This window comes from Symbiopectobacterium purcellii (assembly GCF_052050035.1).
GTDB classification, from domain to species: domain Bacteria; phylum Pseudomonadota; class Gammaproteobacteria; order Enterobacterales; family Enterobacteriaceae; genus Symbiopectobacterium; species Symbiopectobacterium purcellii_A.
In genome coordinates this window covers 347,870-372,428 of the sequence record NZ_CP189882.1, presented here as the reverse complement: position 1 = coordinate 372,428, position 24,559 = coordinate 347,870, and the positions used below count along the sequence as shown (strand labels likewise).

The 24,559-nt window shown below is 50.4% G+C and carries 26 protein-coding genes, 3 tRNA genes and 5 pseudogenes; 28 read left to right on the top strand and 6 right to left on the bottom strand.

Features of this window, described 5'->3' with window-relative positions; all coding sequences use genetic code 11:
• Nucleotides 1-37 precede the first annotated feature (37 nt).
• The gene (gene dgt / locus ACQGXV_RS03640; RefSeq protein ID WP_440864909.1) at nucleotides 38-1,549 is read left to right on the top strand and encodes a dGTPase; all 1,512 of its coding nucleotides are present in this window, start codon (nucleotides 38-40) and stop codon (nucleotides 1,547-1,549) included.
• 202 nt (nucleotides 1,550-1,751) lie between these two features.
• Nucleotides 1,752-3,185 carry a serine endoprotease DegP gene (degP, locus tag ACQGXV_RS03635; RefSeq protein WP_440864908.1) on the top strand — a complete coding sequence of 478 codons (1,434 nt, stop codon included), beginning with the start codon at nucleotides 1,752-1,754 and terminating at the stop codon, nucleotides 3,183-3,185.
• Between the two features lie 66 nt (nucleotides 3,186-3,251).
• Here degP and ACQGXV_RS03630 read toward each other — a convergent pair.
• The 3 genes and pseudogenes from ACQGXV_RS03630 to ACQGXV_RS03620 form a co-directional block, all read right to left on the bottom strand.
• Nucleotides 3,252-3,763, bottom strand: a pseudogene (locus ACQGXV_RS03630) (IS5 family transposase); the annotation flags it as partial.
• 94 nt (nucleotides 3,764-3,857) lie between these two features.
• A pseudogene (locus tag ACQGXV_RS03625) lies at nucleotides 3,858-4,028 on the bottom strand (IS256 family transposase); the annotation flags it as partial.
• Nucleotides 4,029-4,127: 99 nt separating this feature from the next.
• On the bottom strand, nucleotides 4,128-4,250 hold the full coding sequence (locus ACQGXV_RS03620) for a hypothetical protein (protein WP_440864907.1): 123 nt from the start codon (nucleotides 4,248-4,250) through the stop codon (nucleotides 4,128-4,130).
• An 84-nt stretch (nucleotides 4,251-4,334) separates the two neighbouring features.
• Here ACQGXV_RS03620 and ACQGXV_RS03615 point away from each other — a divergent pair.
• From ACQGXV_RS03615 to recA, 8 genes and pseudogenes are all read left to right on the top strand, one after another.
• A pseudogene (locus ACQGXV_RS03615) lies at nucleotides 4,335-4,493 on the top strand (transposase); the annotation flags it as partial.
• A 53-nt stretch (nucleotides 4,494-4,546) separates the two neighbouring features.
• Nucleotides 4,547-4,825 carry a transposase gene (locus tag ACQGXV_RS03610; protein WP_440863532.1) on the top strand — a complete coding sequence of 93 codons (279 nt, stop codon included), beginning with the start codon at nucleotides 4,547-4,549 and terminating at the stop codon, nucleotides 4,823-4,825.
• Nucleotides 4,819-5,283: pseudogene (locus ACQGXV_RS03605) on the top strand (IS3 family transposase); the annotation flags it as partial. The gene ACQGXV_RS03610 and the pseudogene ACQGXV_RS03605, both read left to right, overlap by 7 nt.
• 211 nt (nucleotides 5,284-5,494) lie before the next feature.
• Nucleotides 5,495-5,905: a hypothetical protein gene (locus ACQGXV_RS03600; protein ID WP_440864906.1), complete on the top strand. Its 411-nt coding sequence runs from the start codon at nucleotides 5,495-5,497 to the stop codon at nucleotides 5,903-5,905.
• Nucleotides 5,838-6,044: a hypothetical protein gene (locus tag ACQGXV_RS03595; RefSeq protein WP_440864905.1), complete on the top strand. Its 207-nt coding sequence runs from the start codon at nucleotides 5,838-5,840 to the stop codon at nucleotides 6,042-6,044. The genes ACQGXV_RS03600 and ACQGXV_RS03595 overlap by 68 nt, the downstream gene beginning before the upstream one ends.
• A 132-nt stretch (nucleotides 6,045-6,176) precedes the next feature.
• Complete coding sequence (locus ACQGXV_RS03590) at nucleotides 6,177-6,635, top strand: transposase family protein (RefSeq protein ID WP_440867207.1); 459 nt, start codon at nucleotides 6,177-6,179, stop codon at nucleotides 6,633-6,635.
• A gap of 97 nt (nucleotides 6,636-6,732) precedes the next feature.
• Entirely contained in the window at nucleotides 6,733-7,224 is a 492-nt protein-coding gene (gene pncC, locus ACQGXV_RS03585) for a nicotinamide-nucleotide amidase (protein ID WP_440867205.1), read from the top strand.
• Nucleotides 7,225-7,360: 136 nt separating this feature from the next.
• Nucleotides 7,361-8,440, top strand: a complete 1,080-nt coding sequence (gene recA / locus ACQGXV_RS03580; protein WP_222157889.1) for a recombinase RecA — start codon at nucleotides 7,361-7,363, stop codon at nucleotides 8,438-8,440.
• A gap of 136 nt (nucleotides 8,441-8,576) precedes the next feature.
• Here recA and ACQGXV_RS03575 read toward each other — a convergent pair whose 3' ends face one another.
• Entirely contained in the window at nucleotides 8,577-9,758 is a 1,182-nt protein-coding gene (locus ACQGXV_RS03575; protein ID WP_440867203.1) for an IS256 family transposase, read from the bottom strand.
• Nucleotides 9,759-9,916: 158 nt separating this feature from the next.
• Between ACQGXV_RS03575 and ACQGXV_RS03570 the strand changes: the two genes are divergently transcribed.
• A complete protein-coding gene (locus ACQGXV_RS03570) occupies nucleotides 9,917-10,249 on the top strand; it encodes a helix-turn-helix domain-containing protein (RefSeq protein ID WP_440864904.1) in 333 nt (110 codons plus the stop codon).
• Between the two features lie 9 nt (nucleotides 10,250-10,258).
• Here the strand turns inward: ACQGXV_RS03570 and ACQGXV_RS03565 are convergent, their stop codons facing one another.
• Nucleotides 10,259-10,393 (bottom strand): hypothetical protein, encoded by a 135-nt coding sequence (locus ACQGXV_RS03565; protein WP_440864903.1) that lies wholly within the window; start codon nucleotides 10,391-10,393, stop codon nucleotides 10,259-10,261.
• On the opposite strand from ACQGXV_RS03565, the gene ACQGXV_RS03560 reads away from it, so the two are divergent.
• The 14 genes and pseudogenes from ACQGXV_RS03560 to luxS all read left to right on the top strand — a co-directional run bounded on the left by ACQGXV_RS03560 (nucleotide 10,374) and on the right by luxS (nucleotide 21,179).
• Entirely contained in the window at nucleotides 10,374-10,499 is a 126-nt protein-coding gene (locus ACQGXV_RS03560) for a hypothetical protein (protein ID WP_440864902.1), read from the top strand. The two genes, ACQGXV_RS03565 and ACQGXV_RS03560, sit on opposite strands and share 20 nt — an antisense overlap.
• 318 nt (nucleotides 10,500-10,817) lie before the next feature.
• Nucleotides 10,818-11,018: a hypothetical protein gene (locus tag ACQGXV_RS03555; protein ID WP_440864901.1), complete on the top strand. Its 201-nt coding sequence runs from the start codon at nucleotides 10,818-10,820 to the stop codon at nucleotides 11,016-11,018.
• Nucleotides 11,008-11,319 carry an IS30 family transposase gene (locus ACQGXV_RS03550; RefSeq protein ID WP_440867201.1) on the top strand — a complete coding sequence of 104 codons (312 nt, stop codon included), beginning with the start codon at nucleotides 11,008-11,010 and terminating at the stop codon, nucleotides 11,317-11,319. Before ACQGXV_RS03555 ends, ACQGXV_RS03550 begins: the two co-directional genes overlap by 11 nt.
• A gap of 66 nt (nucleotides 11,320-11,385) precedes the next feature.
• Nucleotides 11,386-12,882, top strand: a pseudogene (locus tag ACQGXV_RS03545) (IS3 family transposase).
• 395 nt (nucleotides 12,883-13,277) lie between these two features.
• Nucleotides 13,278-13,703 (top strand): regulatory protein RecX, encoded by a 426-nt coding sequence (locus ACQGXV_RS03540; protein ID WP_440864900.1) that lies wholly within the window; start codon nucleotides 13,278-13,280, stop codon nucleotides 13,701-13,703.
• 137 nt (nucleotides 13,704-13,840) lie between these two features.
• Nucleotides 13,841-16,465 carry an alanine--tRNA ligase gene (gene alaS, locus ACQGXV_RS03535; RefSeq protein ID WP_440864899.1) on the top strand — a complete coding sequence of 875 codons (2,625 nt, stop codon included), beginning with the start codon at nucleotides 13,841-13,843 and terminating at the stop codon, nucleotides 16,463-16,465.
• 343 nt (nucleotides 16,466-16,808) lie between these two features.
• On the top strand, nucleotides 16,809-16,994 hold the full coding sequence (gene csrA, locus ACQGXV_RS03530; RefSeq protein ID WP_440864898.1) for a carbon storage regulator CsrA: 186 nt from the start codon (nucleotides 16,809-16,811) through the stop codon (nucleotides 16,992-16,994).
• A gap of 301 nt (nucleotides 16,995-17,295) precedes the next feature.
• A tRNA-Ser gene (locus ACQGXV_RS03525) sits at nucleotides 17,296-17,388 on the top strand.
• A gap of 8 nt (nucleotides 17,389-17,396) precedes the next feature.
• A tRNA-Arg gene (locus tag ACQGXV_RS03520) sits at nucleotides 17,397-17,473 on the top strand.
• A gap of 115 nt (nucleotides 17,474-17,588) precedes the next feature.
• Nucleotides 17,589-17,665 (top strand) — tRNA-Arg (locus ACQGXV_RS03515).
• Nucleotides 17,666-17,860: 195 nt separating this feature from the next.
• A complete protein-coding gene (gene yqaB, locus ACQGXV_RS03510) occupies nucleotides 17,861-18,427 on the top strand; it encodes a fructose-1-phosphate/6-phosphogluconate phosphatase (protein ID WP_440864897.1) in 567 nt (188 codons plus the stop codon).
• A complete protein-coding gene (locus tag ACQGXV_RS03505; RefSeq protein WP_440864896.1) occupies nucleotides 18,424-18,852 on the top strand; it encodes a YqaA family protein in 429 nt (142 codons plus the stop codon). The genes yqaB and ACQGXV_RS03505 overlap by 4 nt, the downstream gene beginning before the upstream one ends.
• Before the next feature lie 79 nt (nucleotides 18,853-18,931).
• On the top strand, nucleotides 18,932-20,491 hold the full coding sequence (gene gshA / locus ACQGXV_RS03500) for a glutamate--cysteine ligase (RefSeq protein WP_440864895.1): 1,560 nt from the start codon (nucleotides 18,932-18,934) through the stop codon (nucleotides 20,489-20,491).
• A gap of 172 nt (nucleotides 20,492-20,663) precedes the next feature.
• The gene (gene luxS, locus ACQGXV_RS03495; protein ID WP_440864894.1) at nucleotides 20,664-21,179 is read left to right on the top strand and encodes an S-ribosylhomocysteine lyase; all 516 of its coding nucleotides are present in this window, start codon (nucleotides 20,664-20,666) and stop codon (nucleotides 21,177-21,179) included.
• A 63-nt stretch (nucleotides 21,180-21,242) separates the two neighbouring features.
• Here the strand turns inward: luxS and ACQGXV_RS03490 are convergent, their stop codons facing one another.
• Entirely contained in the window at nucleotides 21,243-22,037 is a 795-nt protein-coding gene (locus tag ACQGXV_RS03490) for a cytochrome C assembly family protein (RefSeq protein WP_440864893.1), read from the bottom strand.
• A gap of 181 nt (nucleotides 22,038-22,218) precedes the next feature.
• Here ACQGXV_RS03490 and ffh point away from each other — a divergent pair, with 181 nt between their 5' ends.
• The 3 genes from ffh (at nucleotide 22,219) to rimM (ending at nucleotide 24,544) form a co-directional block, all read left to right on the top strand.
• Nucleotides 22,219-23,580, top strand: a complete 1,362-nt coding sequence (gene ffh / locus ACQGXV_RS03485) for a signal recognition particle protein (RefSeq protein WP_440864892.1) — start codon at nucleotides 22,219-22,221, stop codon at nucleotides 23,578-23,580.
• A gap of 148 nt (nucleotides 23,581-23,728) precedes the next feature.
• A complete protein-coding gene (gene rpsP / locus ACQGXV_RS03480) occupies nucleotides 23,729-23,977 on the top strand; it encodes a 30S ribosomal protein S16 (protein ID WP_196907624.1) in 249 nt (82 codons plus the stop codon).
• Between the two features lie 18 nt (nucleotides 23,978-23,995).
• A complete protein-coding gene (gene rimM, locus ACQGXV_RS03475; protein WP_440864891.1) occupies nucleotides 23,996-24,544 on the top strand; it encodes a ribosome maturation factor RimM in 549 nt (182 codons plus the stop codon).
• Nucleotides 24,545-24,559 lie beyond the last annotated feature (15 nt).

The window sequence follows — 24,559 nt, the reverse complement described above, 5'->3', positions numbered from 1 at the left end:
CCAGGCGTGATTTTGGCGGCGGTAAAGGGGGAAGGGGATGTCCGATATCGATTTTTCAAAGAAATTCAGCGTTCAGCGGCCTCTGAGCAAACCGATCACCGCGGAGAGTGAATATGACATCGTTCGCCTGTTCGAAAGCGACAGGGGGCGTATCATCAACTCTGCCGCGATCCGCCGTTTACAGCAGAAGACGCAGGTATTTCCTCTGGAGCGTAACGCCGCTGTGCGTTCACGGCTGACACACTCTATGGAAGTGCAGCAGATCGGTCGCTACATCGCCAAAGATATTCTGGTGCGGATAAAAGGCGAAAATCGACTGGATGCCCTTGGTCTGTCTCTGTGGCAGACGCCTTTTGAAAGCATGGTAGAAATGGCCTGCCTGATGCACGACATCGGCAACCCACCCTTTGGTCATTTTGGTGAATCGGCCATCAACAACTGGTTTAGAAAACGGTTGGATGCCGCTTATATTCAGGATGGCGCATTGTCGCGTGAGGATGCTTGTCAGGTTGAAGCCCTACGGCTGAAAGGCGATACGCATGACGCATTGCGGCGTCAGGTACGACAGGATCTCAGCCATTTTGAAGGCAATGCACAGGCGATTCGTTTGGTGCATACGCTGCTTAAATTGAATCTTACCTACAGTCAGGTGGGCTGCATTCTCAAATATACCCGGCCAGCGTATTGGGTCGGCGAGGTGCCCGACAACTATCGCTATTTGATGAAAAAACCGGGGTATTACCTTTCTGAACAGGATTTTGTTGCCGACTTGCGCCAGGAATTGTCGCTGGATGAATACCATCGCTTTCCGCTCACCTACATCATGGAAGCTGCGGACGACATCTCCTACTGCGTTGCCGATCTGGAGGATGCGGTAGAAAAAGAGATCCTTACCACCGAGCAACTTTATCTGTACCTGCGCCAAACCTGGGGGACGCTCGATCCCTCCGATCTGTTTGCCAAAACCGTGGAGCAGGCTTATGAAAGTCGAAAACGGCACCGCTGGCGCAGCACCGACGATCAATTTTTTATGCAGTTGCGCGTCAATACGGTGGCGAGGCTGGTGCCTTACGCGGCGCATCGTTTTATCAAAAATTTGCCTGCGATTTACGCTGGTGCTTTTGATGAGGCGCTGCTGGAAGATAAAGGCGCGCAGGCAAAACTGTTGCGGGTGTTCAAAGAAGTGGCTCGTAAGTATGTCTTTAATAACGCAGAAGTCGAAAAACTGGAACTGCAAGGCTATCGCGTGATCGGGGGGCTATTGGACATCTACCACCCGCTGCTGGAAATGTCTTATGACGCGTTCAGCCAGATGGTAAATGACGATACGCATCCGCACTATCCCATCGAAACCCGACTCTACCACAAGCTTTCCAGCAAACATTGCCTGGCCTATGGTGAAGCCCTGCTCCAACTTTCTGTGCTGTCTCGCGAGGAACAGGAGATTTTGGAATACTATTATCGGGCCCGATTGATTCAAGATTATATCAGTGGAATGACAGATCTTTACGCTTACGACGAATACCGGCGGTTGATGGCGGCGGAATAACAATTTATGTAAAGCGGCTCCATACTTGCTTACGTTTGGGCCAGCGAGCGGCGATGAACTTTGTGCTTTCTTGTTTATCTGATATAGCGCGAACGCCAATTGAGCCTGTTTACGACCCCGCCAGCGCGATAGAGAGAGGGCGGGATGGTAAACAGGTTCGGCGACGTGGGATTCACCTGTTGATACGACGAGATAAGAGATCATGAAAAGAAAATCATTGGTTCTGAGTGCATTGGCGCTGAGCCTGGCAATGAGCATGGGGCAGGTCTTTGCGGCGACTGAGGCGGTAGTATCGACATCCAGCCAGATGCCAAGTCTGGCTCCGATGCTCGATAAAGTGATGCCTTCCGTCGTCAGCATCTCCATTGAAGGGCATACCGACGTCAAGCGCAGCAATATTCCGCAGCAGATGCAGCCTTTCTTCGGTGAGAATTCGCCGTTCTGTCAGGAGGGATCGCCCTTCCAAAACTCCCCGATTTGTCAGGGGGCTGAAGACGAAGGAGAAGAGGGCGCACCCGCAAAACGTGAGAACTTCCAGGCATTGGGTTCTGGCGTAGTGATCAACGCAGAGAAAGGCTATGTGGTAACCAATAACCACGTGGTCGACAACGCCGACAAGATTCAGGTGCGGCTTTACGACGGGCGTAAGTATGATTCCAAAGTGATTGGCAAAGACCCGCGTACCGACGTCGCATTGATTCAACTGATTGATTTTAAAAATCTGACTGCCATCAAGATCGCCGATTCCGATCAGCTACGCGTGGGTGACTATACCGTGGCAATCGGTAACCCCTATGGTTTAGGCCAAACGGCGACGTCCGGTATTGTATCGGCATTAGGACGCAGCGGTTTAAACATCGAGAATTATGAAAACTTCATCCAGACCGATGCGGCGATCAACCGAGGCAACTCCGGTGGGGCGCTGGTTAATCTCAACGGTGAGCTTATCGGCTTGAACACCGCGATTCTGGCACCGGATGGCGGAAACATTGGTATCGGCTTTGCCATTCCAAGCAACATGGTGAAAAACCTGACCGCGCAATTGGTTGAGTTTGGCGACGTGAAACGCGGTGAGCTGGGCATTACCGGCACCGAGCTCAATTCCGATCTGGCGCAAGCGATGAAAGTGGACGCGCAGCGCGGGGCATTTGTCAGCCAGGTCAGGCCGAAGTCCGCCGCAGACGAAGCAGGCATCAAAGCCGGTGACGTCATTTTGACGCTGAACGATAAACCGATCAGCAGCTTTGCGGCCCTGCGTGCACAGGTTGGTTCCTTGCCCGTCGGTAGCAAGGTCAAGCTGGGGCTGCTGCGTGAAGGCAAACCGCTAACGGTAGAAGTGACCTTGCAGCAGACCAACCAGACACAGGTCGCCTCCGGTAATCTCTACACGGGGATCAGTGGCGCATCGCTTAGCAACACCGAAATCGACGGTCAGAAAGGCGTCAAGGTAGACGAGGTGAAAGCCGGTTCGGCGGCCGCGAAAATCGGCTTGAAGAAGGATGACGTGATCCTTGGTGTGAACCAGCAGCCGGTGCAGAATTTGGGTGAACTGCGTAAAATTCTGGACAGCAAGCCTCCGGTGTTGGCGCTGAATGTGCTGCGTGGTAATACAACGCTTTATCTGTTGGCACAATAAACAGTAGCAATTTCAGACTGAAAGGAGCGTATTTGATACGCTCCTTTTTTACTTCCTCGTTAGAACCTATCCCAATAGGATTTTATTCCAGGCAATGATGCCGCAGGTAAAATGCAGCATCGCCTCATAATTTTCGACTTTCTTCTCCCAGCGAGTCAGAACCCGACGAAAGCGATTCATCCAGCTGTGCGTTCTCTCCACTACCCAGCGGTGAGCTTTAAAATCCGTGTTTTTGATGGCTTCCGACTCCTCTTTCCTTGACTGGATATGAGGTTCGTAACGACGACTTTTCAGACAGGCCTCCAGCCATCCGGCTTCATAGCCTTTGTCCAGACAGAGGCGGAGCTTTCTGCCGGGTCTGCCCGTCTGAAGGGCGTCGAGAGTATCAGCAACCAGCTTTATGTCGTGGGTATTTGCCCCTGAGACAACCAGAGAGAGGGGAAGCCCGTTCGCATCGGTCATCAGGCTACGCTTTACACCCTGTTTCCCCCGGTCTGTGGGATTCCGTCCTGTTTTTTTGAGCCTGCCAGCGGTGACTTCGTCATACAACCATCCATCGACAGCCATGACCAGTCGATATAGCCAACCGACTTAAAAATGATTACATCCTATGCCCTGATATGCGGCAAAGAAGCATAGCTGGCTGTTATCAAAATAATGTCGCTTGGCTATACCAGCCGGGTCATGCTTAGCATACCCAAGGTGCATCTCCATCTCAGCTTCAAGAACCCGTTCCGCCAGTCTTTTAGTCAGCACCTTGAGTAGGCCTGATTCACCCAGCAGATCCTGAGGGGAGTGACAATCTTGAAGCAGTTGGTCAATAAGTTCGTTGCTGATAGGCATTTTGTTATCCTTTGAAGGTTTTCCTCAAAATGCCATTTACACAGATTATTTGGCTTTGTTGAATAAATCGAACTTTCAGGGGATCGCCGGATCAGAGCACTATAGCCAAGCGACATTATTTTTATAACAGCCAGCTATGCTTCTTTGCCGCATATCAGGGCATAGGATGTAATCATTTTTAAGTCGGTTGGCTATAGCATCCAGCTGCTCGCAGGCCAGCAACCCGTTCTGCCTGTAGTGGCATACTGAATTTGGCCACCTAAGTAGAGGTGATATGCTTACCTCATAATTTTTATAGGTGCCAAAATGAGTAAAATAATTACTGCTGAATTTAAATGTGAAACCGCCAAATTAGTCCTTGACCAAAATTATACCTACCAGGAAGCCGCGAAAGCCATGAACGTCAGTCTTTCAGCGATTAGCCGGTGGGTAAGAGCCCTTCGTTTAGAACATCAATGGAAAACTGTAGTGGTTGAATAATCAGGACACTAAACTTACATCCAAAACGGAGGTGTTTAGTGAACCATAAACGACAATTTACCCCTGAGTTTAAAAAGGAAGCCGTTGCCCTGGTAACAGAGCAGGGCTATACGATAGCCAGGGCAGCAGCATCGCTGGGCATAAGCAACAAAACCCTGCATACATGGGTCTCGCTGGCACGCGAGCAGAGCAACGGCGTACTCAGCGATGATGAACGTGCAGAGTTAAAACGGTTACAAAAGGAAAACAAAGAGTTACGTGCAGAGAAGGAGATACTAAAAAAGGCGAGTGCCTTCTTCGCGAAACATATGTGGTGAGATACCGGTTCATTCTCGACAATGCCACTGACTTCAGCGTTCGTACACTCTGTCGGGTCATGCGTGTGACGGCCTCTGCCTGGTATGCATGGCGAAAAAAGCCCGCCGAACCGCTGCAAAAAGACGTGGAGGTCCGGGTCAGGTTAAAGGCGCTGTTCGCCGCCAGCAGGCAGGGAGCAGGAAGCCGGACGCTGGTCAAAAGGCTTCGTGGAGAAGGCATCATAATCAGCCGCTGGCGGGTGAGGAAACTCATGCAGGAAGAGGGGCTGGTCTGCCGACAGCGCCGGACTTATAAGGTCACGACAAAACCCCGCCCGGGTGCAGAGGTGGCCCCAAACCTGCTGAACCAGAATTTTAACCCGCCGGGGCCAAATCAGGTGTGGGCGAGTGACATCACGTATCTGAAGACCGGTGAAGGCTGGCTGTATCTGGCGGCTATTATGGATTTGTATAGCCAAGCGACATTATTTTGATAACAGCCAGCTATGCTTCTTTGCCGCATATCAGGGCATAGGATGTAATCATTTTTAAGTCGGTTGGCTATATACCGAATTCCAGGTGCAAACGGCCACTGATGATTTCAGGTGAAGAGTGAGTGGAAAGCGCCTGCCTGATGAAGTTCTGAATGTGTGGCTCCAACGGGTAAAAAGCATTGTTTGGCAGAGGCTTATGACGGCGTTCCCGGGCCAGAGTGTCCGCCCTTCTACAGCAGTAGACACCATTGAAAGTAGGGTCGGTATTGCGTCTGAGTTCCCTGCTGATGGTCGAGCGAGGCAGAGCAAGCTCTCTGGCGATGGTATAGCCAACCGACTTAAAAATGATTACATCCTATGCCCTGATATGCGGCAAAGAAGCATAGCTGGCTGTTATCAAAATAATGTCGCTTGGCTATACTCCCGGCAGATAGTGGGCTGGCAGGTGGACAGACGGATGACCTCATCGCTGGTCTGCGGGGCACTGATGAAGGCATATATAGCCAAGCGACTGGGTATGTCGCTGGGTAAAAATATTATTGCCGGTTTTAGAGATGACCTTGGGGCGAGAATGTGTTTTGCCCGCTCGTCAAATTCGCTCTGCTGAGGAATTTTTTCGCGCCTTTCCTGGAGTTAAAGACGTCTTTATTGATGGGACAGAGCGACCTGTCCAAAAGCCTAAGAATCTGCGTCGGCGAAAAAAAATGTATTCGGGAAAGGCTTTGTTGAATAATTTAACCGTTTGATTTACATCTTCTTTAGTTAGAATGCATTTACAGAGAATGTATTTTGTTAGAACGACAAATCAAATAGTTAGCACAATAAAAAGCATTCCGAGAGGAAAAATTAGTCGTTGAAATTTTATAATGCTTATATAAATCAGTATCTTAAATTATTCAACAAAGCCTTCGGGAAAGAAAAGACAGACCACTCGAAAAGGGCTTATTATGACTGACGAAACAAGGCAAATTGGATTTATCCCCATGAGCAAAAATGGGCGCCGTCACGATAAACGCTTACTCGATAAAGTCGATATAATTCGCCATATTCCTCCTGAGGTAACCATCTGGGCAGATACCGGTTTTCAAGGTATAGATAAACAGCATCCTAATACACAAATCCCAAAAAAAGGAACTCGAAAAAGACCTTTATCGCCTGAACAAAAACAAGAAAATAAAATAATCTCGGGCATCCGTATTACAGTTGAACACGCCATCGCGGGTATCAAGCGCCTCGGTTGCATGACCCAAATTTTACGGACTCGTAGACCCTTTATTGATGATACCTTCTTACTCCTTAGCGCCGGTCTTTGGAATTTCCATCTCAGAACAGCGTAAAATTTACTTCAATCACCGAAACACCCTTATTTCACTATTAAGCAACACGCTTGCTGTGATGCGATACCCTCAATCAGCGTGGAAACGTGGAGTGAACATGGAAACCGAGATTTTGCAGTTAAGCGCTCAGATTGGCGCGCGCCTGACGGCGTTGGGTGCAAAGGTGACCTGTGCAGAATCCTGTACGGGAGGCTGGATAGCGAAATCGATTACTGATGTCGCTGGCAGTTCCGGCTGGTTTGACTATGGATTTGTCACTTACAGCAATCAGGCAAAACAGCGCCTCATCGGTGTTAGTGAACAAACGCTTACCCAATACGGCGCGGTGAGTGAGCAAACTGTGCGGGAAATGGCGCAGGGTGCCTTGCGCGCAGCGGGGGCTGATTATTCACTTTCTGTTAGCGGCATTGCAGGCCCTGAAGGCGGTTCTGATGAAAAGCCCGTTGGTACCGTCTGGTTTGGCTGGTGCGACAAGCACGGTAACCTACTGGCGCGTGAAATGCTGTTTCTTGGCGACAGGCATGCTGTGCGACTTCAGGCCGTGCGTTTCGCACTTCAGATGCTTTTGGATGGATTTCTGCAAAAATAATCTTGATGCTGTATGCGCATACAGTATAATGCTGTTAATGATTCGGTGACACGCCTGTTTGATTACATACCAGTGTCAGTCACATAAAGCGCGCGGCCTTGTAGCGAGAGCGTTACGCCGCATGACAGGAGTAGAAATGGCTATTGACGAGAACAAACAAAAGGCATTGGCGGCTGCGCTGGGCCAGATCGAAAAGCAATTTGGTAAAGGTTCTATCATGCGTCTGGGCGAAGATCGCTCAATGGACGTTGAAACGATCTCTACCGGCTCTCTGTCACTCGATATTGCCTTGGGGGCCGGTGGGCTGCCAATGGGGCGCATCGTTGAAATCTACGGACCAGAATCGTCAGGTAAAACCACATTAACGCTGCAAGTTATCGCCGCCGCACAGCGTGAAGGTAAAACCTGCGCATTTATCGATGCTGAGCATGCGCTCGATCCGATTTATGCCAAAAAGCTGGGTGTAGACATCGATAACCTGCTGTGTTCTCAGCCTGACACCGGCGAGCAGGCGTTAGAAATTTGTGATGCGTTGACGCGCTCAGGCGCGGTTGACGTGATCATCGTCGACTCCGTGGCGGCACTGACGCCGAAAGCGGAAATCGAAGGTGAAATCGGTGATTCGCACATGGGGCTGGCGGCTCGCATGATGAGTCAGGCGATGCGTAAACTGGCCGGTAACTTGAAGCAGGCGAATACGCTGCTGATTTTTATCAACCAGATCCGTATGAAAATTGGCGTTATGTTTGGTAACCCGGAAACCACCACCGGGGGTAACGCACTGAAGTTTTATGCTTCTGTACGTCTCGATATCCGCCGCATTGGCTCCATTAAAGATGGAGAAGAAGTGGTGGGCAGCGAAACCCGCGTGAAAGTGGTGAAAAACAAAGTGGCGGCACCCTTTAAACAGGCTGAATTCCAGATTATGTACGGCGAAGGGATCAACATCCACGGTGAGTTGGTCGATCTTGGCGTGAAACATAAGCTGATTGAGAAGGCGGGTGCCTGGTATAGCTACAACGGTGACAAGATCGGGCAAGGCAAAGCGAATGCTTGCAATTACCTGAAAGAAAACCCGGCAGTGGCGGCCGAATTGGATAAAAAGCTGCGTGAAATGCTGCTGCACAATAAAGATCATGTGCCTGCGCCAGCAAGCGAAGCGGGTTTCTACGATGATGCAGAAACCGCAGGCAATGAAAATAACGGCGAATTTTAAAACGCGTTAAGTCACTTGAAAGGAGCACGACAAACGGTATCCACCGTTTGTCGTGCTCCCTCACCAACATGTACCTTCAATGACACCATCAACTCCTTCGAGTCTGTAAAGAATTTCGTGTAAATGGCTCCATCGCTTAACCGGAAATCCGATCTCCATACATCAACATGAATTGGCTCATAGCCGGTTTCCAGTCTCTGATTGGTAGGGTCCATTTAGCCGAGATATTATGCAAGGCTAGATAGAATAATTTTAGCACCGAGTCATCCGTTGGAAATATTCGTCGCGTTTTCGTTATCTTGCGCAATGAAGCATTTAACGACTCTATCGCGTTGGTGGTGTAGATAACCTTGCGGATCTCCGGCGGAAAATCAAAAATGACGATGAGACGTTCCCAATTATTTCTCCACGATGGGCTGATCGTCGGGAACTGCTCATCCCATTTGGCCGCGAAGGCATCCAGGGCCTCTGCAGCGCCCTCTAGCGTTGCGGAACTATAGATAGTGCGGAGGTCAGCAGCAACGGCTTTACGCTCTTTCCAGCCGACGTAGCGCAGCGAGTTCCGCACCTGATGCACGATGCAGAGCTGTACCCGCGTATGCGGGTAAACAGCTTCAATGGCATCAGGAAAGCCCTTCAGGCCATCGCAGCAGGCGATGAAGATGTCCTGTAGCCCACGATTTTTCAGTTCTGTCATTATAGATAACCAGAACTTGGCCCCCTCGGTTTTGGCTATCCATAGCCCCAGCAGCTCTTTTTCGCCCTGGCCGTTGATGCCTTGAGCCAAGTAAACAGACTTGTTGGTCACGGCTCCGCCGTCCTGGCTTTTGACCACAATACAGTCAAGGTAAACAATGGGATAAAACGCATCCAGCGGCCGTTGCTGCCAGCGCTTAACGTCATCCATCACGGCATTGGTCACTTGAGAAATGAAGCCAGCGGAAACATCGACCCCGTAGACTTCTTTAAAGTGAGCCTGAATATCACGGGTTGATAGCCCTCTGGGATAGAGAGAAATAATGCGGTCATCGAAGCCGTTAAGCTGCTTTTCGTGCTTACCGATCAGTGTCGGCTCGAAGGTACTGTTGCGGTCGCGCGGAATATCGAGCTCGAGCGCCCCATTTTGGCTACGTACGCTCTTGGATGTCTTGCTATTGCGGGAGTTGCCTGAATTATTACCAGCCGGGTCATGCTTAGCATATCCAAGGTGTATCTCCATCTCAGCTTGAAGAGCCCGTTCCGCCAGTCTTTTAGTCAGCTCCTTGAGTAGGCCTGATTCACCCAGAAGCTCCTGAGGGGAGTGGTAATCCTGAAGCAGGTTGGCCTATTCCCAGTCGAAATGCAACAAAGTGACCCACTGGCCAGACCCGGATAAAATCACCGTTCTGCCACATTCCCACTCGAAACGCAACAAAGTGACCCACTTGCCAGAGTCGGATAAAATCACCGTTCTGGCCATACTGGAGAGCCTGTTGCATGCAGGGAAAACATCTGACTCAGAAAGAACGGTTCTACATCGAAAAGCGGCGTGGTGAAGGTGTCAACCAAGCTACCATTGCCAGAGAGCTTGCTCTGCCTCGCTCGACCATCAGCAGGGAACTCAGACGCAATACCGACCCTACTTTCAATGGTGTCTACTGCTGTAGAAGGGCGGACACTCTGGCCCGGGGACGCCGTCATAAGCCTCTGCCAAACAATGCTTTTTACCAGTTGGAGCCACACATTCAGAACTTCATCAGGCAGGCGCTTTCCACTCACTCTTCACCTGAAATCATCAGTGGCCGTTTGCACCTGGAATTCGGTATATAGCCAACCGACTTAAAAATGATTACAGCCGATGCCCTGATATGCGGCAAAGAAGCATAGCTGGCTGTTATCAAAATAATGTCGCTTGGCTATATCAGGGCATCGGCTGTAATCATTTTTAAGTCGGTTGGCTATATCTGTCAGCAAGAATACGCTATATCGCTATATCCTGCAGGAGAGACAGGCTGGCGGGGAGCTATATCAGCAACTTCCTCATCGGGGAAAACGTTACAGGTACAATGGGCTTTGTTGAATAATTTAACCGTTTGATTTACATCTTCTTTAGTTAGAATGCATTTACAGAGAATGTATTTTGTTAGAACGACAAATCAAATAGTTAGCACAATAAAAAGCATTCCGAGAGGAAAAATTAGTCGTTGAAATTTTATAATGCTTATATAAATCAGTATCTTAAATTATTCAACAAAGCCGGTACAATGCCGAAAACCTCAAATCAGGCCCTATTCCCAACCGTGTTGGTATAGAGTATCGCCCAGCTCAAGCCGAGCTTAAACAGGAGCCTGGCCACTTCGAAATTGACACTATTTTTGGCAAAGACCAGAAGTCATTCTTGTTAACCATCGTAGATAACGCATTGAAAACCGTCATCATTCGCAAACTGCCTAATAAGCGTGCGGAGACTGTGGTTGCTGCTTTCAGGGACATTGAAGCTAATACCTTTTGCAAGTTTATAGCCAAGCGACATTATTTTGATAACAGCCAGCTATGCTTCTTTGCCGCATATCAGGGCATAGGATGTAATCATTTTTAAGTCGGTTGGCTATAAGACCCTAACAGCTGATAACGGCCCTGAATTCGCTCTGCACGAGCAAATTACTCAAATCACAGGGGCGCAGGTCTACTTTGCCCATCCTTATCATTCCTGGGAGAGGGGCTTGAATGAGCACACCAACGGGCTGATACGACGTTTTTACCCAAAGGGAACAGACTTCAGTCAGGTCAGTCATCGTAAGATTGCCGAACTCGAACACATACTCAATACAAGGGGCAGAAAATCGCTGGGCTATCGTTCCCCCAATGAGGTATTTTTAACGCACTTACTGGTGGCATAAGCCCCCCATGTCAGGGTAGTTGTCGCCTCTGAGTGAAAAAAATCTAGGGGGCTGTAGAAGCTGTTCATGGGAAGCTATTCGCCAGAACGTAAAGCGGCTGTGATCGCCAGAATGTTGCCGCCGCATAGTCAGTCTATTTACCAGATATCCCGCCTGGAAGGCATTCCCGCCAATACGCTTTATGGCTGGCGGTCTCAGGCTGGAATTCCGACTCAGTCGGCAGCCAGTGAGAGTAAACTCCACCTGGAGTGGTCTCAGGATGCGCGCTTCGCCGTTATCGTTGAAACCGCGCCGCTTTCTGCTCATGCTGTGGCTGAATACTGTCGCCGTAAAGGCCTCTATCCTGAACAGATTCAGCAGTGGAAGGACGAGTTTATGCAGCCAGGTCAGCGTGCAGAAAGAGCCTTAATAAAGAAACAGCAAAAAGAAATTCAGCAGCTTAATCGTGAAATAGCCCGCAAGGACAAAGCCCTCGCCGAAGCGGCGGCACTGCTCATCCTGGAAAAAAAGCTCAAGGCGTTCTTCGACGAAGAACGCGAGGTCGAATGACGCGCACAGCCGACAGGTTACGGCTGATGAAGATGCTGGAGGAGGCTGCCACTGCCGGCGTCCGGCAAAGCGATGCCTGCAGGTCTGTAGGTATTAGCGAGCGGACGTTCCAGCGCTGGCGGCTAAGTCCTGACGACCGGCGACCGACGGCATCACGGCCGATGCCGAAAAACAGGCTCAGTGCTGAAGAGGAACAGCAGGTGCTGGCCATCTGCCATGAGCCACGATTCGCCAGTCTGTCGCCGGCGCAAATCGTACCGGCACTAGCCGATGAGGGGCGTTACGTTGCCAGTGAATCGACGTTTTACCGGGTGTTGCGCCGTGCCGGAGAGGTCAGCCATCGCGGGCGTCAGCAGGCCCCGCAAAGTAAGCCGCTGTCGACATGGAAGGCGATCGCGCCGAACCAGGTGTGGTCGTGGGACATCACCTGGCTGAAGTCGCTGACGGCGGGTCACTGGTTCTACCTGTATCTCATAGAAGATGTGTTCAGTCGCAAAATAGTGGGTTATGAGGTGTACCCGGTCGAAAGCGGCGAGTATGCAGCAGAACTGCTGAAGCGAGCGCTGCTGGCAGGAGCCGCTGGTACTGCATGCGGATAACGGTGCACCGATGAAGTCACAGGTGCTGCAGGTGAAGCTTGCGGAGCTGAAGATAACCCCGTCACACAGTCGGCCGCGGGTAAGCAACGACAACGCCCACGTGGAATCGCTGTTCAGGATGCTGAAATACGTGCCTGCATGGTCTGAAAAAGGCTTTGCAACGCTGGAAGATGCGCGAGCCTGGGTGGAAACCTTCGTCGGCTGGTACAACGAGTAACATCGCCATAGCGGTATCCGGTATGTCACGCCGGGCCAGCGGCACAGAGGCGAAGACAGCCAGTTGCTGGTAAAGCGAAAATCGGTGTATGAGGCAGCAAAAATGCAGAACCCGCATCGTTGGTCAGGGCCAACAAGAAACTGGGAGCGGCAGGACGAAGTGTGGCTAAATCCGGAACGGGAAAAACAGGCCGTATGAATTAACTGGGGCGACAACTACCTTGACACGCACCGTAAGCCTCTACCGTTTTGTTGCGTTTCGAGTGGGAATGGGGCGTTGGTCAATAAGTTCGTTGCTGATAGGCATTTTTTGTCCTCTGAAGGTTTTCCTCAAAATGCCATTTACACAGATCTTTTTACACTCTCACTCCTTCTGCCAACGCACTTACTATCGCCATGCGGCTTTGTTGAATAATTTAACCGTTTGATTTACATCTTCTTTAGTTAGAATGCATTTACAGAGAATGTATTTTGTTAGAACGACAAATCAAATAGTTAGCACAATAAAAAGCATTCCGAGAGGAAAAATTAGTCGTTGAAATTTTATAATGCTTATATAAATCAGTATCTTAAATTATTCAACAAAGCCTCGCCATGCGCCTGTTAGCGGTTCGCGATCACAGCGAAGGGGAGCTACGTCGCAAGTTGACGGCTCGCGTTGATCCGGCATTTGACGCTGTGGATATTGATGCTGCCTTGGCATATTGTCATGAGCACGGCTGGTTGGATGATGCGCGATTTGCTCTGCGCTACCTGCAAGGGCGAAGCCGAAAGGGCTATGGCGCTCAGCGTATTGTGGCGGAATTACGTCAGAAAGGTCTTTCGCGTTCTGTCATTCCATCCGTATTGCTGGAATGTGAAATTGACTGGTTTGCCTTAGCGCAGCAGGTCGCAACGCGTAAATTTGGTGATGTGCCGCCAATTGACTGGAAAGAAAAAGCAAAACAGCAGCGATACTTGTTAACTCGTGGCTTTTCGCATGATGAAATTCAGGACATTTATACGAATTTTTCGCATTGAATGCATCCGGTGTTTTACTTCCCTCCGAAGAAAATTTATCTTATTCCCACTTTTTGTTCGTGAGTTGCACGGGTAGCGTCACTCTGCTGCACTAGCCTTGCCCACGATCTGTTTTTTAGTTTCATTCCAGGACAATTATGAGCAAGAGCACCGCTGAGATCCGTCAAGCGTTTCTCGATTTTTTCCAGAGTAAAGGACACCAGATCGTTTCCAGTAGTTCGCTGGTGCCGAATAACGATCCGACATTGCTGTTTACCAACGCGGGAATGAACCAGTTCAAGGATGTTTTCCTGGGGCTGGACAAGCGCAACTATGTGCGTGCTACCACGTCACAGCGCTGCGTGCGTGCAGGCGGTAAGCATAACGATTTAGACAACGTCGGGTACACCGCGCGTCACCACACGTTCTTTGAAATGCTGGGTAATTTCAGCTTCGGTGACTACTTCAAGCGTGATACCATTCAATATGCATGGGAACTGCTGACCGGTGCGCAATGGTTTAACCTGCCCAAAGAGAAATTATGGGTAACGGTATATGCCACCGACGATGAAGCCTATGACATCTGGGCAAACGAAGTCGGCGTACCCGCCGAGCGCATTATCCGTATTGGCGACAATAAGGGCGGTCAATACGCGTCTGATAACTTCTGGCAGATGGGCGATACTGGCCCGTGTGGTCCGTGTTCGGAAATTTTTTACGATCATGGCGACCACATTCAGGGCGGCCCTCCGGGAAGCCCGGATGAAGATGGCGATCGCTATATCGAGATCTGGAACCTGGTATTTATGCAGTTCAACCGTCAGGCTGATGGCACCATGGTGCCGTTGCCTAAACCGTCTGTTGATACTGGGATGGGGTTGGAGCGTGTTACTGCGGTATTGCAACACGTCAATTCCAACTACGAGATCGATGTCTTTACCACATTGATCCAAGAAGCGGCGCGCATTATTGGTACGCAGGATTTGAGCAACAAATCCTTGCGCGTTATCGCTGACCATATCCGCTCCTGCGCATTCCTGATCGCAGATGGTGTGATGCCATCTAACGAAAACCGTGGGTATGTGCTGCGTCGTATTATTCGTCGCGCGGTGCGTCATGGTAATTTTCTCGGTGCCAAAGACGCCTTCTTCTATAAATTGGTTGCGCCATTGATTCAGGTCATGGGCGCGGCTGATGAATTGAAACAGCAGCAAGCAGCCGTTGAACAGGCGCTGAAAGCGGAAGAAGAGCAGTTCGCTCGTACGCTGGAACGCGGCCTTAGCCTGCTAGACGACGAGATCAAAAACCTGAAAGGGAACGTGCTGGACGGTGAGACGGCGTTTCGTCTGTATGACACCTACGGTTTCCCGTTCGATTTAACGGAAGACGTGTGCCGTGAGCATGAGCTGACGGTGGATAAGGCCGGTTTTGAGCGTGCGATGGAAGCACAACGCCAGCGCGCGCGTGAAACCAGCGGGTTCGGTGTCGATTATAACACCCTGATTCGTGTAGATGTCGCCACGCCGTTTACGGGATACGACAAGACGCAGCAGCAGGCTACGGTTATCGCGCTCTATCAAAACGGGCAAGCCGTGGATGCTATCAATGCCGGTGAAGAGGGCGTGGTTATCCTCAACGAAACACCGTTCTATGGTGAATCGGGCGGTCAGGTTGGTGATACCGGGACACTACATAATGCCAACGTGCTCTTTACCGTTGGGAACACCCAAAAGTTTGGCCAGGCAATCGGTCATCTAGGTTCTCTGACGCAGGGTACGCTGCGCGTCAATGATACGGTAAATGCTGACGTCGATAGTGAACGTCGCGATCGTATTCGTCTTAACCACTCCGCCACTCACTTACTGCATGCCGCACTGCGTCAGGTACTGGGCGATCACGTTGCGCAGAAAGGCTCGTTGGTTAACGATAACTACCTGCGCTTTGACTTCTCGCAACCGGAAGCCATGACGGCAGAGCAAATTCGTCAGGTCGAAGATATTGTCAACGCGCAGATTCGTAGTAACCACGACGTTGACACTAACGTGATGGCGTTGTCGGAAGCAAAAGCGAAAGGTGCAATGGCACTGTTCGGCGAGAAATATGAAGACCATGTGCGTGTATTAACCATGGGTGATTTCTCCACTGAGCTGTGTGGTGGTACGCACGCCAAACGTACCGGGGATATCGGTTTGTTCCAGATTATCTCTGAATCAGGTACTGCGGCGGGCATTCGACGCATTGAAGCCGTAACGGGCAATGGGGCATTGGCAGCGCTGCATCGTCAAAGTGACGTATTGCAGGATGTGACCCAACTGGTCAAAGGCGACAGTCATAACGTGGCGGAAAAAGTGCGTTCCTTGCTGGATCGTACGCGTCAGTTGGAAAAAGAGCTGCAACTGTTGAAAGAACAGCAGGCAGCCCAGGAAAGTGCCTCGCTCTCCTCGAAGGCGAAAGCGATCAAAGGTGCGAAACTGTTGGTAACACAGTTAGATAACACCGACCCGAAATTATTGCGTACTATGGTGGACGATCTGAAGAACCAGCTCGGTTCAGCCATCATTGTGCTGGCAACTGTTTCAGAGGATAAAGTCAGTTTGATTTCCGGTATCACGAAGGATTTGACCGATCGTGTTAAAGCCGGTGAGTTGATTGGCTTTATTGCTCAGCAGGTCGGTGGTAAAGGGGGGGGGCGTCCTGATATGGCACAAGCCGGTGGGAAAAACCCTGCAGCTTTACCTTCAGCGCTATCTAGCGTTGAAACATGGGTGACGGATAGACTATAACTATAACTATAACTATAACTATAAATAGTGTGTTATCTCAACGAAACGCCAAAATATTTATTTTGGCATTTTCCCCTTAGAGCAGGGACGTGTACTGGCGGGGGAATATCGGTCTGCCGAGCTTGTGTTGGTAAGCGGAGCATGCGTAGCCCTTTGTTGTGATAACAAATGTCGTGATAAACAGCGAAAACGGCTGACATCGACTAAACTAAAAGTAACGATACACTGGAGTAAGATGGCGGAGTGCGTTTCCCCATTTAGGTTTATGTTTTCACGGCGCATTATGGAGAATGGCGGGGAGACAAAGAGACCTGACTCTTTATAATCTTTCAAGGAGCAAAGAATGCTTATTTTGACTCGTCGAGTTGGCGAAACCCTCATGATTGGCGATGAGGTGACGGTTAGCGTGCTAGGGGTAAAGGGCAACCAGGTTCGTATTGGTGTTAATGCGCCTAAAGAAGTTTCTGTTCACCGCGAAGAGATTTACCAGCGGATCCAAGCGGAAAAGTCGCAACCGACGTCCTACTGATTTACCAAGCGTCTCGCCATTTCGGCGGGACGCGTTCGTTTTAGCTTCCCTGTACATCCTCCCATGCCGTTTTAGTTGCCGATGAGTGCGTTTTGTCAGACGCATCAATAGCCGTTGACGCTGTTGATAAAATAGACTTTTCGCTGTGAATCTGCGCGTGTTGGGTGTGATTTGTTCAAACAACCACGAGTTAGGAAAAATTGTTTGACTTATAAGTCCGGGAAAGTAATATGTGCGCCACGCAGTACCGGTGAGCACGATGAAGGAAACATCATCATCGCAGTTTGAAGGTAAGCGTATTGGTGAGGTGGCCGAGAGGCTGAAGGCGCTCCCCTGCTAAGGGAGTATGCGGTCAAAAGCTGCATCGAGGGTTCGAATCCCTCCCTCACCGCCATTTACTGCGCATCCATAGCTCAGCTGGATAGAGTACTCGGCTACGAACCGAGCGGTCGGAGGTTCGAATCCTCCTGGATGCACCATAACGCTGATGATAAATGAAGAAAATCGTTCTATCGGTCAAGGGTTGTGTAAGCAGTGAGTGTTGAGGTTCTTGCACGTCATAAGCAGACGTCGCTTGATACAAAAAATTTTTATGCATCCATAGCTCAGCTGGATAGAGTACTCGGCTACGAACCGAGCGGTCGGAGGTTCGAATCCTCCTGGATGCACCATTACTCTTGTTGTGACTTTGATTATCTTCCGCTTGTTCTCTGATTTCACCTTCGCATTACCTACACTCGCTTCACCTATTTCAGCCAACGGTTGATACTCAAATAACCTTAATTTTTGTAGTTTTATTGAACCAGCGACATCATTTTGACTTTGCGCTAAAGTAACGGCTCTTTTGCGCTATTCACGGAGTCACGATGTACGATCGTTATCAAGGTCTGATTTTTGATATGGATGGCACCATCCTCGATACCGAGCCCACACACCGCGCTGCCTGGCACCAGATTCTGGGCAAATACGGCATGACCTATAATGCTCAGGAGATGGTGGCGTACAATGGTGCACCCATTGAGAAAATCGCAGCAGTGATCCTGGCTCGGCATAACGTGGATATGGATCCAAAGGCGCTGGCGACTGAAAAGCTGGCGCTTGTGGAAGAGATGCTGTTTGATACCGTTAAGCCGCTGCCCTTGATTGAGGTAGTGAAAACGTATCAGGGACGTCGACCGATGACGGTTGGCACCGGTAGCCCACGCCATCTGGCTGACAGGCTGCTACGTCATCTTGGCTTGCGCGACCACTTTGTTGGTATTGTCGGCGCCGAGGATGTGCTGCATCATAAACCGTTTCCTGACACCTTCCTGCGCTGCGCCCAGCTCATGCAGGTAGCGCCTGAAACCTGTGTCGTTTTTGAAGATGCGGATTTTGGCATTGAGGCTGCGCAGCGAGCAAACATGGCTGTTGTCGATGTGCGCACGCGGTGAGTGCCTTTTGGGGGCTGGTTTCTCTCTTCTGGAGTAGTTTTCTCAGTGCAACATTATTGCCTGGCAGCTCTGAAGTGCTGCTGGTCTCTTTATTGGTGGCGAAGGTTACCGGCGCGGTGCCGCTGATTGTCGTGGCGACGATAGGCAACACGCTGGGCGGTATGACCAATTTGGTATTGGGGCGTATTCTGCCACAGCCAAAACCGCGTACCGGCACCTTGACGGCACTACGCTGGTTGCAGCGTTATGGTCCGGCCGCGCTTTTGCTGAGTTGGGTGCCGGTTATTGGTGATGTGCTGTGCGTGGCTGCGGGATGGCTGCGCATGCCCTGGTTGTATTCCACGCTTTTTATCTGTATCGGCAAAGCGCTGCGTTATATCGTGGTGGCCATAGTGGCATTACAAGGAATGACTTTGTGGTCATAACGTGTAGCACTGTATTTTAGTAGAGATGATACGATTTCATTATGCGAACAATCATTACATCTAACAGCGGGAGGTCGATTTGATCCCGGATATATCACAAGCGTTGACCTGGCTTGAACATCACCCTGATGCGGTGAAGGGGATTCAACGCGGTATTGAACGCGAAACGTTACGCGTACAGCCCAATGGACATTTGGCACAGACAGGACACCCAGAAAATTTAGGGGCGGCATTAACCCATCCCTGGATCACAACGGATTTCGCAGAAGCCTTATTAGAATTTATTACGCCTGTTGATCAGGATGTCGATCACCTGTTGGCATTCTTACAGGACATTCACCGCTATGTCGCGTGTAACATGGGGTCTGAGCGGTTGTGGCCGTTCAGCATGCCGTGTTTCATTCCCGATGAGACGAATATCGAGCTGGCTCAGTACGGCACATCGAACGTTGGCCGGTTTAAAACGCTCTACCGCGAGGGGTTGAAAAACCGCTATGGGGCGTTGATGCAGACTATTTCCGGTGTGCACTACAACTTTTCGCTGCCGCTGGCATTCTGGCAAGCGCGTGCGGGCGTGGCTGACGCTGAAAGTGGCAAACAGGAGATATCTGCCGGCTATTTTCGTTTGATCCGTAACTACTACCGTTTCGGATGGGTGATTCCTTACCTGTTTGGCGCATCGCCTGCCATCTGCTCTTCTTTTTTACAGGGGCGAGAAATGGCACTGCCGTTCGAACGTGGTGAAAATGGGCTCTATTATCTTCCCTACGCTACCTCGTTGCGTTTGAGCGATCTGGGCTACACCAATAAATCGCAGAGCAACCTGGGCATCACGTTTAACACATTGGATGAATATGTAGCAGCACTGAAGCGCGCGATCAAAACGCCGTCAGCGGAATATGCCGCGATGGGTGTTAAACAAGGCGACCGCTACTTGCAGCTCAATACTAACGTGTTGCAGATTGAAAATGAGCTGTATGCGCCGATCCGTCCTAAACGTGTAACGCGCAGTGGCGAAACGCCCTCTGATGCGTTGATGCGTGGCGGCATTGAGTATATTGAAGTGCGCTCATTGGATATCAATCCCTTTACGCCGTCAGGCGTTAGCGCCGAACAGGTGCGTTTCCTCGATCTGTTCCTGATCTGGTGCGCATTGGCTGATGCGCCGGAAATGGATAGCGCTGAACTGCAATGTACCCGTAAAAACTGGAACCGCATTATTCTGGAAGGGCGTAAACCGGGTTTGACCGTCGGTATGGGATGTGAAACGCGACAGCAGCCCTTGGTTGAGGTTGGGCATGCGTTGTTCCGCGATCTGCGCCGTGTGGCAGAAGTGCTGGATAGAGAACACGAACAGCCCTATTATCAGCAGGTTTGCGACGCGCTGAGCGTAGGGTTCCATAAACCGGAAAACACGTTCTCTGGGCGTCTGTTGCCGTTATTGAAAGCGCAGGGCTGCGGTAATCTTGGCTTGACGCTGGCAGACCGCTATCGCGAGCAGCTTAGTCAGGAGCCTTTGGCCGTGTTGACGGAGGCGCAGTTTATTGCCGAGAGCGAACGTGCCTGGCAAAAACAGCGCGCGCTGGAAGCGCAGGATACGCTGTCGTTCGAGGAATATCTGGCAGCGACTCAGGCTTGAGCGGACAGTAGATAAAGAAAAGGCCACGGTATAAGCCGTGGCCGAAAAACATCTCTGAGAAATAGGGATGATGATAGTAAATGCGCGTCTTTCATAGAGTCATACTCGTTGGGAACCAAAAAGTTTTTTGGAAAGATGAAAAAAGTCATTTTTTTTATGAGGAGGTGGCAAAATGCCGTTATTAGATAGCTTCACTGTAGACCATACCCGCATGGCAGCACCGGCGGTTCGAGTGGCTAAAACCATGACAACCCCTCATGGCGACACCATTACAGTGTTCGATCTGCGTTTCTGTCGCCCGAATAAAGAGGTGATGCCGGAGCGTGGTATTCATACGTTGGAGCACCTGTTTACCGGTTTCATGCGCAATCATCTCAACGGTGATGGCGTCGAAATCATCGATATTTCTCCGATGGGCTGCCGTACGGGATTCTACATGAGCCTGATTGGCACACCGGCAGAGCAACGCGTGGCTAATGCCTGGAGCGCGGCGATGGAGGATGTGCTCAAAGTGACCGATCAGCGCAAAATCCCTGAGCTGAACGAGTTTCAGTGCGGCACCTATGAGATGCACTCTCTGGAAGAATCTCAGGACATTGCACGCCATATTCTGGCGCATCCGATTGGCGTCAACCAGAACGACGATCTGGCGTTGCCAAAAGATAAACTGGCCGAGTTGCATATCTAGAAAAATAAAAAAGGCACCTTTCATCAGGTGCCTTTTTTTGCATGCTGTTACGGATGACGCGTGTTACTGAGCAACAAAGTGCTGGATAACCCGGCTGCCGAAGTAGGCCAGCGTCAGTAACAGTGTGCCCACCATGCTGAACCATACCACGCGGCGCCCGCGCCACCCTTCATGGTAATGTCCCCACAGCAGCAGAATATAGTTGAACCAGGCAAACAGGGAGAACAGCGCCTTGTGCAGATTCTCTTTGTTATCGATGATGTTATCCATGTAAAACAAGCCGCTACACAACGTCATCGTCAGTAGGATCACGCCAATTTGCGTGACATGAAACATCTTGCGCTCAATGCTCAACAGTGGCGGCATTTCAGAAACGATGCTCAGCTTTTTGTTTTTGAGCAGGTAATCGATCAGTGCTAATTGCAGCGCATACAGCGCGGCAATAATCAGGGTGGCATAAGAGAACAATGCCAGCCCGATATGGAACAGCAACCCCGGTGTTTTTTCCAGATGCGTTATAAACTCACCGGGCATGAAGCTGGCAAAGGCCAGATTAATAAGCGCAAACGCGTAAACGATAGGCAACAAAAACCAGCCACGATTGCGCGACGCAACAACCGTCATCACGGTGCATATCATCAGGCTGATTGTAGAGCCGATATTCAACAGGCTAAGATTTTGCCCGGTTTGCACATCAAAAATGCGGTGATAGAGCGTAATAGCGTGGCAGATCAGGGCCACTGTCGCAGAGAACATCGCCAACCGACGGTAGGCACTCTGTTTGCGCAATAGGCCAGGAATAATCAGTCCCAGGCTGATTGAATAGGCGACTAACGCTGTAATGGCAAAGAGTGGCATAGTGATCAACACATTGAGCGGCTGTTGAAGTGATAGGGAGTGCCAGTATAGCGGTTGTCTCGTCACGCACCAACCGGTTATCGTCGTGCTTCACAGCAATCGTTTCGTCTTTCATGGTATAATCAGCCATATTTGTCCAAAGTGTCGCGTATGCGGCCCGCCTTTCGTTGAGCACAAGATAATGTTTGATAACTTAACTGACAGACTCTCGCGCACATTGCGCAACATCAGTGGCCGCGGACGGTTGACTGAAGACAACATCAAAGACACCCTGCGCGAAGTGCGTATGGCCTTACTTGAAGCCGATGTGGCGCTCCCCGTGGTGCGTGATTTTATCAACCGGGTCAAGGAGAGTGCTGTCGGGCATGAGGTCAATAAAAGCCTGTCGCCGGGTCAGGAATTCATCAAGATCGTCAAAAACGAACTTGTTGCCGCGATGGGAGAAACCAACGAAGCCCTGAATCTGGCGGCACAACCGCCCGCCGTGGTGCTGATGGCGGGTTTACAAGGTGCGGGTAAAACCACCAGCGTGGGTAAGCTGGGCAAGTTCCTGCGTGAAAAGCACAAGAAGAAGGTGCTGGTGGTTTCCGCAGACGTATACCGCCCTGCGGCGATCAAACAGTTGGAAACGCTGGCACAAACGGTTGAGGTGGATTTCTTCCCCTCCGACGCGCACGAAAAACCGCTTGATATCGTCAACCGCGCGCTGCAACACGCCAAGCTGAAGTTTTACGATGTGCTGCTGGTGGATACGGCCGGTCGTCTGCACGTAGACGAAGCGATGATGGACGAAATCAAGCAGGTGCATGCGGCCATCAAGCCTGTTGAAACGCTGTTTGTGGTTGATGCCATGACCGGTCAGGATGCAGCCAATATCGCAAAAGCCTTTAATGAGGCACTGCCGCTCACCGGTGTGATTTTGACTAAAATTGATGGTGATGCGCGCGGTGGTGCGGCGCTGTCAATTCGTCATATTACGGGCAAACCGATTAAATTCCTCGGCGTCGGCGAAAAGACTGAAGCGCTGGAGCCATTCCATCCGGAACGCATTGCGTCGCGTATTCTCGGTATGGGCGATGTGCTTTCCCTGATCGAAGATATTGAAAGCAAAGTTGATCGCTCTCAGGCGGAAAAACTGGCGAAAAAGCTGAAAAAGGGTGACGGTTTTGATTTAACCGACTTCCTCGATCAACTGAAGCAGATGCGCAACATGGGTGGCATGGCCAGCATGATGAGCAAGTTGCCGGGCGTGGGACAATTGCCGGACAACGTAAAATCCCAAATGGATGACAAAGTGCTGGTGCGTATGGAAGCCATCATCAACTCGATGACGCAACAGGAGCGCGCCAAACCGGAAATCATCAAAGGGTCACGTAAACGTCGTATCGCCACCGGGTCAGGCATGCAGATGCAAGACGTCAATCGCTTGTTAAAACAGTTTGACGACATGCAGCGCATGATGAAAAAGATGAAAAATGGCGGTATGGCAAAAATGATGCGAAGCATGAAAGGCATGATGCCACCGGGTTTTCCGGGGCGTTAAGAGCGATTTTTTTGCTCTTGGCGGCGCAACTTGACGCTTTAGATTGCTTTTTGCGCCAAAATGAGTAGAATTTTCGGGCTTTTTATATGACACCCGGGCCCGGTTCCTCGATGGGGGCCCGGCTGTTTTATTAACTAAAGAGGATGTTATGGTAACAATTCGTTTGGCACGTGGCGGCGCGAAAAAACGCCCGTTCTATCAAGTCGTCGTGACTGACAGCCGCAATGCACGCGACGGTCGTTTCATTGAGCGCGTCGGTTTCTTCAACCCGATCGCAGCCGGTAAAGCCGAAGCTCTGCGTCTGGATCTGGACCGTATTGCACATTGGGTTGGCCAAGGTGCAACTATCTCTGATCGCGTTTCTGCGCTGATCAAAGATGCTAAAAAAGCTGCGTAATCTGCTGCGGTGGTGACAATGAGCAAGCAACTTAACCCGTCATCCCCTGTTAATCCCATCGTGATGGGAAAAATGGGGTCAACGTATGGTATTCGGGGTTGGCTCAGAGTGTTTTCCTCCACCGAAGAAACCGAAAGCATTTTTGGTTATCAGCCTTGGTATATCCAGTCTCAGGGATCCTGGCAAATTGTCGAGATCGAAAGCTGGAAACACCACAATCAGGACCTGATCATCAAAGTAAAAGGTGTTGATGATCGCGATGCGGCAAATTTATTAACGAACGCTGAGATCGTTGTAGATTCTGCCCAGCTTCCTGATTTGGAGGAAGGTGATTATTACTGGAAGGATCTTTTTGGCTGCGAAGTCATCACATCCGCGGGATATCAGCTGGGAAAAGTCATTGATATGATGGAAACCGGTTCTAACGATGTGTTGGTGGTCAAAGCTAACCTGAAAGATGCCTTCGGCGCGAAGGAACGGTTGATTCCGTTTCTGACCGGACAGGTTATCAAGCACGTAGACCTTTCTACGAAAACGATTGAAGTAGATTGGGACCCGAGTTTTTGAGCTCTGAATCAAACG